Annotated in this window: 9 protein-coding genes; 4 read left to right on the top strand and 5 right to left on the bottom strand. The window is 53.6% G+C overall.

Annotated elements, in window-relative coordinates; translation table 11 throughout:
• Nucleotides 1-150 precede the first annotated feature (150 nt).
• The gene (locus HCX89_RS05840) at nucleotides 151-876 is read left to right on the top strand and encodes a phosphotransferase (protein ID WP_025888719.1); all 726 of its coding nucleotides are present in this window, start codon (nucleotides 151-153) and stop codon (nucleotides 874-876) included.
• A 40-nt stretch (nucleotides 877-916) separates the two neighbouring features.
• On the opposite strand, the gene HCX89_RS05845 is transcribed toward HCX89_RS05840, so the two are convergent.
• From HCX89_RS05845 to HCX89_RS05865, 5 genes are all read right to left on the bottom strand, one after another.
• Complete coding sequence (locus tag HCX89_RS05845; protein WP_167715352.1) at nucleotides 917-1801, bottom strand: MBL fold metallo-hydrolase; 885 nt, start codon at nucleotides 1799-1801, stop codon at nucleotides 917-919.
• Nucleotides 1802-1911: 110 nt separating this feature from the next.
• Entirely contained in the window at nucleotides 1912-4983 is a 3072-nt protein-coding gene (locus HCX89_RS05850) for an efflux RND transporter permease subunit (RefSeq protein WP_167715354.1), read from the bottom strand.
• Nucleotides 4980-8228, bottom strand: coding sequence for an efflux RND transporter permease subunit (locus HCX89_RS05855; RefSeq protein WP_167715356.1), 3249 nt, complete (start codon nucleotides 8226-8228; stop codon nucleotides 4980-4982). The genes HCX89_RS05850 and HCX89_RS05855 overlap by 4 nt, the downstream gene beginning before the upstream one ends.
• Before the next feature lie 21 nt (nucleotides 8229-8249).
• Nucleotides 8250-9305 (bottom strand): efflux RND transporter periplasmic adaptor subunit, encoded by a 1056-nt coding sequence (locus HCX89_RS05860; protein ID WP_045282719.1) that lies wholly within the window; start codon nucleotides 9303-9305, stop codon nucleotides 8250-8252.
• Between the two features lie 586 nt (nucleotides 9306-9891).
• Complete coding sequence (locus HCX89_RS05865) at nucleotides 9892-11178, bottom strand: citrate synthase (RefSeq protein ID WP_025011018.1); 1287 nt, start codon at nucleotides 11176-11178, stop codon at nucleotides 9892-9894.
• A 412-nt stretch (nucleotides 11179-11590) separates the two neighbouring features.
• On the opposite strand from HCX89_RS05865, the gene sdhC reads away from it, so the two are divergent.
• The 3 genes from sdhC to sdhA are packed head-to-tail and all read left to right on the top strand — an operon-like array spanning nucleotide 11591 to nucleotide 14094.
• Nucleotides 11591-11986, top strand: a complete 396-nt coding sequence (gene sdhC, locus HCX89_RS05870) for a succinate dehydrogenase cytochrome b556 subunit (protein WP_025011017.1) — start codon at nucleotides 11591-11593, stop codon at nucleotides 11984-11986.
• Nucleotides 11980-12327, top strand: a complete 348-nt coding sequence (gene sdhD, locus HCX89_RS05875; RefSeq protein WP_025011016.1) for a succinate dehydrogenase, hydrophobic membrane anchor protein — start codon at nucleotides 11980-11982, stop codon at nucleotides 12325-12327. Before sdhC ends, sdhD begins: the two co-directional genes overlap by 7 nt.
• Nucleotides 12328-14094: a succinate dehydrogenase flavoprotein subunit gene (gene sdhA, locus HCX89_RS05880; RefSeq protein ID WP_044734768.1), complete on the top strand. Its 1767-nt coding sequence runs from the start codon at nucleotides 12328-12330 to the stop codon at nucleotides 14092-14094.
• The last annotated feature ends 12 nt before the right edge of the window (nucleotides 14095-14106 follow it).

Genomic DNA, 14106 nt, shown 5'->3' on the forward strand with positions numbered 1-14106 from the left:
TTATCATTAAGCCTCTGTGGTATTAGTCTCTGAAAATGCGTTAAATAGCAGGGTTTTAGCCTAAGTGAATTTGCTTTAATCGCCATTCCCTAAGATACTAATAAGAATTTTCTGTGAACCACCACCAATTCTTGGAAGGGAGTCCTGTCCATGGAGCAACCTAAATTCAATCAATATGTTCTGCGGGTGCTGGAAGCTCATCCCGGGGAGCGTATTTGCTCGTTTGAATATGAGGGTAAAAAATACTGGCTCAAACAGGCAGAGACTCTTCAGGGGGCCATGCGGGTGTTGAAACCCAATCCTCAACTGGCGCTGGAAAAAGAGAAACAGACTCTGGAACATCTGGCCAGCCGCTCAGCTCCTGTGCCGCGCATTGTTCAGGCCGATAAGGGTTACTTTGTCGTGGAAGATGCCGGTGTGACAGTCAAAGACTGGTTGGCACTCAAATCCCAGGATCAGCAAGGCATGCAGCAGATCCTCAATGACAGCGCCGCTGCTCTGGCGGGTTTGCACAGTATGGGCTTGGCCCACGGCCGTCCGGCACTAAGGGATATCAGTTGGCAACAGGGACAGGTGACCTTTATCGACTTTGAAGCCAATCAAAAGGGTAAAGACATGCTGATGCAGCAGATAAGGGATCTGCTGGTGTACATTCACAGCTTATACCGCTACATGGGGCCGGCCAACGAGGCGATTGCCCAAGCGATAGCCAGTTATCGCCAAGCCGGTGGTGAAGCTATCTGGCATGAGACCAGAAGTTTCCTGGTCAGTTGGCAGTGGCTCTATCTGTTGCTGAGGCCGTTTCGCGATATAGGCGGCCGTGATCTCAAGCCCATCTATTGGGTGTTGTGGCATTTTCGCAATATTCCTGCCTGAACTTTGCCGAGTCAATAAACGCCTACAACTGAGAGGGCAGTTATTCCTGGGTTAATCCCTGATACAGGGTCTTGACCCAGCGCTCCTTGGGGATGAACTGCCAGCCCCATTCCCGCCATGCTTGTGGCAGTTCCATTGCCTGCATTTGCTCGAGAGTCATGCCGCGCTGCTTGCCCTCTTTCATCCAATTGATGCAGTCATCCAGCATATGTTTGAACCTCAGGAGATCGGCCTTGTTGGCCAGTTCACCATGACCTGGGATAACCAAGGTATCCTGATCTATGAGTTCAAGCACGGCTGCTACATTGTCTCTGTAGCCGATGACTGAGCCGCCGTGGTCGAGATCGATAAAGGGAAACCTGTCTTTAAAGAAGAGATCGCCCATATGCACCAGTTTGCGATCCTGCCATAGCACCAGGGTGTCACCATCCGTATGCCCTGGGCCCAGATGAATAAGTTCCAACACCTGGTTGTTGAAGTGAATTTTCAGTCCCTTGTCATAGGTGATAACCGGTAGCGCCTTCTTTGGGATTGCTTTCTCATTCAACCGCTTGAGCACATTCTCGTGGGCAAGAATGTTGGCGTTTTGGCCAAAGTACAGATTGCCCCCGGTATGATCGCCATGAAAATGGGTATTGATGACAAAAGCCGGGTGGCCCGGCTTGAGACCCTGTAATGCCGCAGAAATCTTCTCTGCCAGCGGCGCAAACTGGTCGTCTATGATGAGCAGTCCATCCTCCCCGGCACTGACACCTATGTTGCCGCCGGCGCCGGTCAACATGTAGCGACCTGGCAGCAGTTCATGAGTGGTTATCTTGACCTTGGCATAGGGATTCTCGGCATAGGAATTATTTTCCGCCGCGGCAGCCAAGCTGACAAGTGTAAACAGCACGAGTGATGTAAAGCGTTTAAGCAAACCTGGCATGAGAGCTCCAAATAGTTGAGTGCTGGGATAAAGCTAGTTCGCTATTGATGTCCGGGCAATAAAAAAGCTGCAATGGCAGCTTTTTTATCTGTTCAGCGGTGTTTTTGGGCTCAGGTCCAGGGCAGCAGGCGCTGACTGAGTTTGAGCGATTGCCCGAGCCTGATGGCCGCATTATGACGCAGGCGGAAGAAGGCCTGGTAACACAGGGGCACCAAATAGAGACTGGTCAGGGTGGAGAAACTCAAGCCGCCTATGATGGCAATCGCCATAGGTGAGTATGGCGGGCCACCGCCGCCTATCTGAGTGTCTCCCAGCGCCAGCGGAAGCAGGCCCAGCACTGTGGTCCCAACCGTCATCAATACCGGCCGTAAACGGGTGACACAGACAGAGGCGATGACCTCGGACAACTGCTCCAGTGGCGGCGTCATCTGATTGATTTGATCCACCAGCACTATGCCGTTGTTGACCACTATCCCCATCAGGATCAGTATGCCTATCATGGCCATCACGGACATAGGCGTGCCGCTCAGCCACAGGGCCCAGAATACCCCTGTGATGGAGAAGAGTATGCTGGTAATGATGGCGCTCGGCAGCAGCAGCGACTCAAACAAAGCCGCCATCACTATATAGATCATGGCAATCGCCAACACCATGTTGATCAGCATGACTGACTCTTCCTCGTCCTGACGTTGAAAGCCGCCTCTGAGTGAGTAGTCATAACCATGGGGGAAGTTGACATGCTTGAGCGCCGCCATGATCTGTTTCTGCGCCTCTTCCATACTGAGATCTTCAAGGTTAGCGCCTATGGATAGTGCCGTCTGGCGATCATAGTGACGAATGACATCGAATCTGGGGACAATTTCCACCTTGGCCAGACTCTCGAGCGAATAGACCTTGTTGTCCTGTCGCACTATGGGCAATTGTTTTAGCCGCTCCAGCGACTGACGCCAGTCGCGTTCAAAGGCCAGTTCGATTCTGAGCTCACCACTGGGATCGTGGCGAAATGAACGCAGCGCCGCGCCCCGCAGTGCCAAGGAGATACTGCCGGCAATATCCTTGATGCTCAGTCCCAGGCGGGCGGCCAGCTCTCTGTCTATCTGTACTATCACCTCCTGCTGGGCACCGTTGAGCTCTGAGCGCACATCATGCAGGCCCTCTATGTTGGAGAGCAAAGGGATCACCTGTTCACTGAGGCGAATCAGCTCTGAGGTGGATCGCCCGGTCAGTGTGACTCTGACGCCGGACTCATCGCTGCCCCAGCCAAACTGAGGCTTGGCAATGGAGAACTTGGGAAATCCTTCGCGGATCCGCTTTTTCAGCTCGGCGACATCTTCCTCCAGATCCGGCTTCAGCAGTATGGTGGAAGAGGCATCCTCGGGAGAGTAATAGCTGTAGACGGCATCTATGTGGAACTCTTCCTTATGGGCATAGAGGTAGTCTTCCATCTGGCTGACCATGGCCTCGGTGACCGCCAGGCTGTGACGTCCTTCCAACTGGTAGTTGATGTAGAAGCGCTCCTTGCTTTGGCTGTCCTGACTGTCCTGTTTCACCAACGACAGCGGCAGGGCGGTTGACAGTAACATCAGCAGTGCCAGGCAAGTAGCGGTTTTCGGGTGCTGCAGTATCCAGTTGAGACTGGTGTGGTAAGACTTCTGCAGCCGCGATTCTTTCTCGACCCGCTCAAACCTGAGTTGCAGTTTTGACAGCATCAAGGGGATCAGTGTCTTGGCCACCAACAGCGAGGCTGCCAGCGAAATGCAGATGGCGATGGCAACATGTTCGAGGAAGATAGTCAGCTCCACTTTAACCCCGAAAATATTCGGCAGGAACACTATCGCCGTGGTCAGGGTGCCGGCCAGCACCGCCAGCGCCACCTTGTCGACCCCGTTGAGGATTGCCCGATCGCCAGTGTTGTTGGGGCTGTCATCAGTATTGTTATCGACAGCGCCATGTTGCTGCTCCTGCAACACACTCTCTGTGACCACCACGGCATTATCAATCAGCATACCTATCGCCAGCAACAGCCCCATCATAGAGAGGATATTGAGGCTGTAGCCGAGAAAGTACATGCCGGCCAATGTCATACAGATGGAGATGGGCACGGAAGAAACCACCACCAGGGTCATGCGCAGGTTACGCAGGAACAGGTACAGCACGGCAAAGGAGAGCAGGGCGCCCAGCAGGCCGGACATCAACAAGTCCTTGAGCGACGATTTCACTCCATGGGCCTGATCTTCCATGATAAACAGCTTGATCCCCTGAAATTGCTTATCCTCTCTTGCGGCCTCAATCACTTTAAGCACCCTGGTCGAAACCTCCACCAGATTGGCACCGGATTCCTTGAACACATCCAGGCCGACGGCATATTTCTTATCCAGATGGCGGCCCTCGGTGGCTTCAGGCAGGGCGAAATTGACTTCGCTGATATCGCCCAGGGTCAAACCCGGCAGTAATACCAGCGCCTTGATCTCTTCGAGATTACGGAACTCGCCCTTGGGAGACACCTGATAGACCCGGCCGTTGTCCCTCAGGTTGCCGCCGCTTATCACAAAGTTTTCTGCCGCCAGACGCTTGTGAATGGCGGGAACACTCATGCCACTGGCAGCCAGGCGCTGGGCATCGAGACGTATCTCTATCTGTTTTTGCTCCACGCCATAGAGGGTGACCTTGGAGACGCCTTCCACCCGCTCCAGTGGCCGTTTGAGCTGTTTTTCCAGCAGATCGAAGGCGCCGGAGAGTTCCCGCTCACTGGAGATCCTGATATTCAGCATAGGCATGTCGGCGGTGGAGAACTGCATGATAAACACCCGCTCCACGTCGGTTGGCAGCAGATGGCGCACCGCATCCACCTTCTCCCGCGCCTCCAGGCTGCGGGCGGCGACGTTTTCACCCCACTTCATTCTCACTTCTATCTCGCTGCCATCCTGGCTGGAACGTGAGCGCAGCTCATCGAGTCCCCCCATGGTGGCGAGTGACTCTTCCAGGACATTGGTGATGTCGCGTTCCACTTCCGCCGGAGAGGAGCCTTTGTAAGGCACCTGGATAAAGATTCGCGGTATCTCTATCCCGGGGAACATCTCCAGCGGCAGCAAGCGGCTGGCGGCCAGACCAAAGAGCAGAATGGCCACAAAGAACATGCTGGTGGTCACCGGGCGCTTGAGCGCCAGTTTGGTCAGGTTCATGCGCCTTCTCCCATGGTGGCCGGCTCGGCGTACTGTTTGCGGTCGAACAGGGCATAGAGCACAGGAATAACCACCAGAGTCAGCAGAGTCGACAGGCTGAGGCCGAAAATGACAGTGATCGCCATGGGGGCACGCACTTCACTGCCGTCCCCTAAGCCTATTGCCATGGGCAGCAGCCCCAGATTAGTGGTCAGTGTGGTCATCAGTATGGGTCTTAAACGCGATGCTGCCGCTTGCTTGATGGCGTCGAGACGTTGTTTGCCGCTTTGCCTGAGCTGATTGATCCTGTCTACCAATACTATGGCGTTATTGACCACTATCCCGGCCAGCATGATAAGGCCGATAAAGACGATGACAGACAACTGGGTGCCGGTTATTGCCAGGCCGTAGATACTGCCGCTCAGTGCCATGGGTACAGCCATCAGGATAAGCAAGGGGTGCAGCAATGACTCAAACTGACTGGCCATCACCAGATAAACCAGGAATACCGCCAAGATCAGCGCTATCTTCAACGACTGGAACGAATGCTCCATCTCTTCATTCTGACCGCCGAATCGGCTCTGCACCGAGGCGGGCAGCGTCAGTTGGCTGAGAATACGCTTGGCACTGGCCACCGCCTGATTGAGATCGCCATAGGCCAGATTGGCCGACACTATGGCTACCCGCTGCTGGCTGATGCGATTGATTGCCGAAGGTCCCAGAGTCAACGAGACATCGGCCACGGCGCTCAAGGGGATGGGCTGCGGGCTGGATGGGTTGATCAGCATGGCATCGATATCGCTTATCTGATTGCGTTCATCCAACTCGCTGCGCACTAGAATATCTATCTTGCGCTCCCTGAGAGTGTATTTGCTGGCTACGGTACCGCCAACCCGCTGGGCTATGCTGGTGGCCACGGTTGGTGCATCCAGGCCAAGGGCGGCCATTCTGGCGTGATCAAAACGGATACTCAGCTCCGGCTGACCGTCACGCAGGCTGCTGCTGACATCGACAAAGCGGGGATCGCCCTCCAGCGCCTTAACCAGTGAAGCGGCCGAGGTTTTCAACTGTTCCAGTTCATAGCCGGACAACTCTATCTCCAGCGGAGTCTTGAAGCTGAACAGCTCGGGATATTGGATCTGCGCTTCCAGCTCGGGAATAGTGCGCAAAGTGCTGCGCAGTTTGGCGGCAACTTGGTCAAACGCGCGGTGATCGGCCAGCACCACCTGCAGACGCCCCCAGTTTTCACCGCCGCGCCGGGTATCCGAGGTCATAAGACCGCCGCTGCCGGCCTGGCTGTATGCGTGTTTCACTTCCTCTCTGTCTTTGATAGCCAGCGCCAGACGCTGCAATACGGCATCGGTTTGGCTCACCTCACTGCCGGGAGGCAGCAGGATTTCCACATAGAATTCGCCTTGATTCATCGGTGGGATCAGCTCCATTCCCAGGCGGCTCATCAAGACGCCAGAGATGGCGGTGACCGCAATGGCCAGCGCCAGAGTGATGCCACGGAACTTGAGCGCCAGGTTCAGCAGCGGCCGATAGCCATCGGCCAGCCAGCCGTAGCAAAGGTTAAACAGTCTGGACAGCGGCTTCATCACCAGGGATACCAGCCACACCAGCAGCCGGGTGACGATTAATACCAGCGTCAGCAGCAATCTTGGCAGATAGCTGAGCAGCAACAGGAAAGGGAAGGTAAACACAGTGGCGCTGTAATGCTTGAGCTTGCCAAGCTTACCCGCCGGAGGTTGCGGTTTGTCCCGCTTGACCAGTTCCGGCAACATTGTGAAGCCTTCGCGGGAAGCCAGCATAGGAATTGAGGTGAGGGCAACCAGCAAAGAGGCCAGCAGGGCGAAAGTAACGGTCAGGGCCTGATCGGCAAACAGGGCTCCGGCAATGCCGTCGACAAATACCAAGGGCACAAATACCGCCAGCGTGGTCAGGGTAGAGGCAAAAATCGCCCCGGCCACCTCTTTGGTTCCTGTGATGGCGGCCTGACGGCGATCCATCCCCTGAGCCTTGCACCTGTCGATGTTTTCCAGCACCACGATGGCGTTATCCACCAACAGCCCCACCGCCAGCGCGATACCGCCGAGCGACATGATGTTAAGACTGATATTGGCAAAATACATCATGTTAAAGGTGGCTATCACAGAGAAGGGGATAGAGATGGAGATGATCAGGGTAGGGATGATGTCTCGAAGGAACAGGTAGATCATCAGCATCGCGAGCAGACTGCCGATAAGGGCTGATGAAGTCACTTCACTGACGGCGCTTTCGATAAACTCCGACTGATCGTAAATTATCTCGGGCACTGGCGTGGCGCTGTCTTTGGCCTCAGAGCGCATCTGTTGCAACTGGCTCTTAAGCTTATTGGCTACGGCTACTGTATTGGCATCGCCCTCCTTATAGATGGCGAGCTCAATGGACTCCTTGCCGCCGATGCGAGTAATATCGCTGCGCTCTTTAAAGGCATCCGTCACCTCGGCTATCTCGCCAAGACGTACCAGGGTATTGCCCTTTTGATAGACAATCACATTGGCCAGCTCATCGAGGGAGTGGAACTGGTTAACGGTGCGCACCAGATATTCGCGGTCGCCCTGGATCACCTTACCGGCAGAAAGGTTGACGTTTTCTTCACTGATACGGTTGCGAATGGCTTCGCTGCTGAGATCCAGCTGCGCCAGTTTCTCTTGATTGAGCAGAATATGCACTTCCTGCTCCAGCCCGCCGGAAAGGCGCACGGCAGCGACTCCGGAAAGCGACTCGAGATCCCGCTTAAGCTCCTCTTCGGCATAAGTCCGCAGCCGCTTGAGCTCGGCTTCTGTGGCCTTGGGGGCCGGCAGTGCCAGGCGCATGATGGGATCGAGATTGGGGTTAAAGCGCAGCAACAAAGGCTTTTTCACATCCAGTGGCAGCTCTATGGTGTCGAGCTTTTCCCGCACATCGAGACTGGCCATATCCATCTCTGTGCCCCATTCAAATTCGAGCACCACATCGGACATACCGGAGCGGGAAATCGAACTTATCTGCCTCAGCCCTTTAACAATACCGACCGCTTCCTCGATAGGTTTGGAGATAAGCTGCTCCACCTCCACGGGTGCAGCTCCCTCGTATAGGGTACGTATGGTGAGTGTGGGGTAGCTCAAGTCAGGCAACAGCTTTACCGCCAGACGGGAGAAACCCACCATGCCGAACAGGATAACGGCCAGCATAAACATCCAGACGGTCACCGGACGCTTGACCGAAGTGGTAATAATAGACATAAGAGGTGGTCCTTGTGACAGTTAGTTGGCCTTGGCCAGATCCAGCGGAGCTATCACTTCCACCAATGATTGATCCTTGAGATTGTGTTGACCGCGAACCACCACCTGTTCACCCGGACTTATGCCCTCGGTGATTTCCACTTTATCGTCCTGGCGGTAACCCAGTTTGACCTCGCGGCGCTGCGCCTTGCCCTCTTCGATCACATAGAGCGCCTTGCGATCATCCTGATTGATGACGGCGTTATAGGGCACCACTATCACATTATCGTGGGTGTCGTATCTGAGTTCGACCCGGGTAAACATCCCGGCCTTGAGACTGGCATCCTGATTGGGGATCGAAAGAGTTACCTTGAAAGTACCGCTGGTAGCTTCCACCACAGGGCTTATTCTGAGTACCTTGGCCGCCACTTGCTGCTGGCGGGAACTGATGACTTCGGCTTCCTGGCCTATGCGCAAACTGCTCAGTTGCTGCTCCGGCAGATTGACTATGCCGTAGAGCTCATCCTGATTGACCAGGTAGAACAGCTCTTCAAACTCCTTGGCCATATTGCCCTGTTTGACAAAACGTTTGGCGACGACGCCATCTATGGGAGAGCGGATTTGGCTTTCTTCCACCTGCAGTTTGGCCAAGTCCCGACGCGCCTTGGCGGCTTGCAGGTTGAATTCCAGTTTGGCCATGGCATCGGCACTGACAAACTCACGGTTATTCATTTTCTTCAGCCGGTTGAGCTCCTGCTCGATGATTTGCACCTCGGCTTCGGCCTTATCCAGTTCATAACGTTGGCGACGGGAGTCTATCACCGCCAGCAACTGCCCCTTGGTGACTCTGTCACCTTCCTCGACTTGCAGAGCCTCTATCAACCCGGCAATACGGCTGACCACATGAGCTTCTTGTGGCGCTTCCAGTGTGGCTGTGGTGGCGTAGAAGGAGGAAACCTGGCCTTGAGTGACTATGCTGGTCTCGACCGGAATGGCAAAGGCTTGTTGTTCTTCTTCCTGCTGCTGTTCGCTGCAGCCGCTGGCCAAAGACCCAAGCAGCAAAACAGTGCTCAGGGTGTAGGTGAGGTTACGCTTCATGTGAAAGTCCTTATCTTGATCTTTGTTGCGATAAAGCAAAACCAATGCCAATTTTTAATTTCCTTTTAAAACAATGACTAATGATATTTTGGTGTCTACCTTATTGAGGTGTTTGATGCCGATGTAGCAAAAAAGTTTATTTTGTGATGATTTTTACCAATGTTGCTCAGTATAGCGTCTGCGCAAGCGGCTGAGTTGAGGCCTGGGAAGTGACCGCACTGCGCTGAGCTGATGGTGTAATACAGTTCACGGCAAGCGAGGGAATCACTCATTCGCTAAAGGCGGCGCTATTGAGGCTTGGTAACATGAAGCGGGCACTAAGGGTTGGTGACATTAAGAGTTAGTGGCATTAAGAGTTGTACTGGATGCGGCTTTAGCGGGTGAACCGGCTTTTGAGAGGTGAGACAACAGCAAGTGAGCTTAAGATATAGTGGGTTAGGCGAAGGCCAATTTGCAGAACAAGGCTAGCAGCTGGCTGTCGAAAGCGAAGCCTGGCTGGTTTCCCCTTGATCACGCGACATGCTTGAACACAAAAAAGGCGCCCAAGGCGCCTTTTTTCAATGAGTTAGACTTAGCGTTGTCAGACTCAGCGTTTGTCCAGTTCCACGAAGTCGCGGGATGTGGCACCTGTGTAGAGCTGACGTGGACGGCTGATCTTGTGACCAGGCTGATCCAGCATCTCTTTCCAGTGAGCAATCCAGCCAACGGTGCGGGCCAGGGCAAAGATAACGGTAAACATGGAGGTTGGAATACCAATCGCCTTCATGATGATACCTGAGTAGAAGTCGACGTTTGGATAGAGCTTCTTGGAGATGAAGTACTCATCTTCCAGTGCGATACGCTCAAGTTCCATGGCGACATCCAGCAGAGGGTCGTTAACCTTGAGTTCAGCCAGCACTTCGTGACAGGTTTCACGCATCACTTTGGCGCGTGGGTCAAAGTTCTTGTAAACCCTGTGACCGAAGCCCATCAGACGGAAAGGATCATCCTTGTCTTTGGCGCGTTCGATAAACTCAGGGATGCGATCCACAGTGCCGATTTCTTCCAGCATACGCAGACAAGCTTCGTTGGCACCACCATGGGCAGGTCCCCACAGCGAAGCGATACCGGCAGCGATACAGGCAAATGGGTTGGCACCCGAAGAGCCCGCCAGACGCACGGTAGAGGTTGAAGCGTTCTGTTCATGGTCGGCGTGCAGGATAAAGATGCGATCCATGGCACGTTCAACTATCGGGTTCACCTTGTACTCTTCACAAGGTACCGCGAACATCATCGACAGGAAGTTACCGGCATAGCTCAGATCGTTGCGTGGGTACACGAACGGCTGACCTATGGAGTACTTGTAGCACATGGCGGCAATGGTCGGCATCTTGGAAACCAGGCGGAAGGCTGCAATTTCACGATGACGGGCATCGTTGACATCCAGAGAGTCCTGATAGAAAGAAGACAGGGCGCCTGTTACGCCACAAAGCATGGCCATTGGGTGAGCGTCACGACGGAAGCCTCTGAAGAAGAAGGCCAACTGCTCATGCACCATAGTGTGAGTTTTAACTGTGTAGGCAAACTTCTCATACTCTGCCTTGGTTGGCAGCTCGCCGTACAACAGCAGGTAACAGAGATCCAGATAGTCGGATTCTGTCGCCAGTTGATCTATCGGATAGCCACGGTGCAACAATACGCCCTGTGCGCCATCGATATAGGTAATTGCAGATTCACAGGAGGCCGTCGCGAGAAATCCTGGATCAAAGGTAAAGTAGCCTTTACTGCCGAGTTTACTGATGTCGATTACGTCGAAACCAGCAGTTCCTTGTTTCACTGGCAGTTCAATCGAGTCGTTCCCTGGTAATTCCAATTTGGCTTTTAAATCAGCCATACCCCGTTCTCCTTACTTCATTCTTATGTGAGTGCGGCATGTCAAACGGCCATTACTTTACAGCCAATCTAGATCACATTTCAATTTAAATAAGCGTTTAAATTCGTTAGACCATGGTATAGGTAAGACCAATTTCCCTGATAACACCAGCACTTATCCTGAAAAAAGCTCAAAAAAACAAAATTTGGATAATGTGATGTTTGTATTTGACATTTACGGCGAGTATACTTGCTCCGGCTCGCAAGAGCTGCAAACGGCGGGCTTGGTTAGCATATCACTAATTAACTAATTTTGTGTGTTGTCAACAAGTTAGCTTTTTGTTTCAACTTTCTTTTGTGAAACCCTTCTCTGTGACTTCAGTCACGGAACTGTGTAAGAGCAAAATCGGTTCACATAACAAAAAAAATGCTCAATGGAGCTGAGTGAGCAGAACGTGAAAAAGCAAAGACCTGTCCATTTAGATCTGCAGACCATTCGCTTCCCGGCGACTGCAATTGTGTCCATTCTGCACCGGGTTTCCGGTGTCATCATGCTGTTCGCTGTTGGTATACTCCTGTGGTTGCTGAATGCCTCGCTGGCATCGGCCGAGAGTTTCCAAGGCGTACAATCTCTGTTAGACAACTTCGTGGTGAAGTTTATCCTGTGGGGCATTCTGACCGCACTGGCTTACCACTTGCTGGGCGGCTTGCGTCACCTGGTAATGGATACCGGTCGTTGGGAAGAGTTACCTTCGGGTAAAGCATCGGCCAAGGCAGTATTTGTCCTGACCGCAGTGTTTTCTGTATTAGCGGGGATCTGGGTATGGTAACCAATGCAGCGAGTTTTGGACGCAGTGGTGTTCATGACTTCATCCTATTACGCGCAAGCGCCGTTATTCTGGCCGTTTACACTATATTCCTGGTCGGATTCGCAGCTTGCAGTTCACCTCTCACCTACGACGTCTGGCATGGGCTGTTTGCTTCACTGCCGATGAAGGTCTTTACTCTGTTGGCGCTGATTGCGCTGCTGATCCACGCCTGGATCGGTATCTGGCAGGTACTGACAGACTACGTCAAAAACGTAGCACTGCGTGGGGTTTTACAGTTTGTCTTTGTCGTGACCGCCTTTGCTTATCTGGCGTCAGGCATAGTAATAGTGTGGGGTGTTTAAGTGGCTATTCCAGTACGCGAGTTTGACGCTGTCGTGATTGGTGCCGGTGGTGCCGGCATGCGCGCAGCACTGCAGATTTCCCAAGAAGGCAAGAGCTGTGCGCTCCTGTCCAAGGTTTTTCCTACACGTTCTCACACGGTTTCGGCTCAGGGCGGGATCACTGTTGCTCTGGGTAATGCCCACGAGGACAACTGGGAACACCATATGTACGACACGGTAAAAGGTTCCGACTTCATCGGCGACCAGGATGCCATCGAGTACATGTGTCAGACCGGCCCCGAAGCGGTTATCGAGCTGGAGCAGATGGGTCTACCATTCTCACGCTTTGAAAACGGCACTATTTATCAGCGTCCTTTCGGCGGTCAATCCAAGAATTTCGGTGGTGAGCAGGCGGCCCGTACCGCGGCTGCAGCTGACCGTACCGGCCACGCTCTGCTGCACTGCTTGTACCAGCAGAACGTCAAGAACAAGACTCAGGTATTCTCCGAGTGGTATGCCCTGGATCTGGTTAAAAACGAAGACGGTGCCATTGTAGGTTGTACTGCAATCGAAATTGAAACCGGTGAAATCGTTTACTTCAAAGCCAAGGCCACTGTATTGGCTACCGGCGGTGCCGGTCGTATCTTTGCCTCTACCACCAATGCCCACATCAACACAGGTGATGGCGTTGGTATGGCTGCCCGTGCCGGGGTTCAGCTGCAGGACATGGAAATGTGGCAGTTCCACCCAACCGGGATTGCCGGTGCCGGTGTTCTGGTGACTGAAGGTTGTCGTGGTGAGGGCGGTTATCTGCTCAATAAGGACGGCGAACGCTTCATGGAGCGCTATGCGCCCAACGCCAAAGACCTGGCATCCCGCGACGTGGTTGCCCGCTCCATGATGACAGAAATTCGTGAAGGCCGCGGTTGTGAAGGTCCTATGGGCCCACACCTGAAGCTGAAACTGGACCATCTGGGCAAAGAAACCCTGGAAGCGCGTCTGCCTGGCGTATGCGAACTGTCCCGTACCTTTGCTCACATAGATCCCGCCGATGGCCCAATTCCGGTTATCCCGACCTGTCACTATATGATGGGTGGTCTGCCAACCAAGGTATCCGGTCAGGTGATCCACAAGAACGCCGATGGTACTGAAGAAGATATCACGGGCCTGTTCGCCGTGGGCGAAATCGCCTGCGTATCGGTTCACGGTGCCAACCGTCTGGGTGGTAACTCACTGCTCGACTTGGTGGTGTTCGGTCGTGCGGCCGGTCAGCATCTGGGTAAAGCGCTGGATGAAACGGCAGATCCCAAGGCTGCGACTGAAGCCGACATACAGAAGTCTCTTGAGCGCCTGAATCGTTGGGAAAGCAATAAAGACGGTGAAGATCCAGCGGTTATCCGTAAAGATCTGCAGATGTGCATGCAGCTGAACTTCTCGGTATTCCGTAGCGGTGATGCCATGGCCGAAGGCCTCAAAGAATTGCAGAAAATTCGTGAGCGTCTGGCCAATGCCAAGCTGTCTGACAATTCCAGAGAGTTTAACACTCAGCGTATCGAGTGTCTGGAATTGGATAACCTGATGGCGACAGCAATCGCTTCTGCTTACGCAGCCAACTTCCGTACCGAGAGCCGTGGTGCTCACAGCCGTGAAGACTTCCCTGAGCGTGATGACGCCAACTGGCTGTGCCACAGCCTGTTTGACCCTGTCAACGAAACCATGTCCACCCGTGAAGTGAACATGGCGCCCAAGACACGTGAAGCCTTCCCGCCTAAGAAGCGTACCTACTAAGGAGTTGCGAAG

The organism is Shewanella sp. Iso12, from assembly GCF_012030025.1.
In the GTDB taxonomy this organism is placed as follows: domain Bacteria; phylum Pseudomonadota; class Gammaproteobacteria; order Enterobacterales; family Shewanellaceae; genus Shewanella; species Shewanella algae.

What these genes read in the sequence shown, in the direction of transcription:
- HCX89_RS05840 (WP_025888719.1), top strand. Translation starts at nt 151, where the DNA reads ATGGAGCAACCTAAATTCAATCAATATGTTCTGCGGGTGCTGGAAGCT.
- HCX89_RS05855 (WP_167715356.1), bottom strand. Translation starts at nt 8,228, where the DNA reads ATGTCTATTATTACCACTTCGGTCAAGCGTCCGGTGACCGTCTGGATG.
- HCX89_RS05850 (WP_167715354.1), bottom strand. Translation starts at nt 4,983, where the DNA reads ATGAACCTGACCAAACTGGCGCTCAAGCGCCCGGTGACCACCAGCATG.
- HCX89_RS05865 (WP_025011018.1), bottom strand. Translation starts at nt 11,178, where the DNA reads ATGGCTGATTTAAAAGCCAAATTGGAATTACCAGGGAACGACTCGATT.
- HCX89_RS05845 (WP_167715352.1), bottom strand. Translation starts at nt 1,801, where the DNA reads ATGCCAGGTTTGCTTAAACGCTTTACATCACTCGTGCTGTTTACACTT.
- sdhD (WP_025011016.1), top strand. Translation starts at nt 11,980, where the DNA reads ATGGTAACCAATGCAGCGAGTTTTGGACGCAGTGGTGTTCATGACTTC.
- HCX89_RS05860 (WP_045282719.1), bottom strand. Translation starts at nt 9,305, where the DNA reads ATGAAGCGTAACCTCACCTACACCCTGAGCACTGTTTTGCTGCTTGGG.
- sdhC (WP_025011017.1), top strand. Translation starts at nt 11,591, where the DNA reads ATGGAGCTGAGTGAGCAGAACGTGAAAAAGCAAAGACCTGTCCATTTA.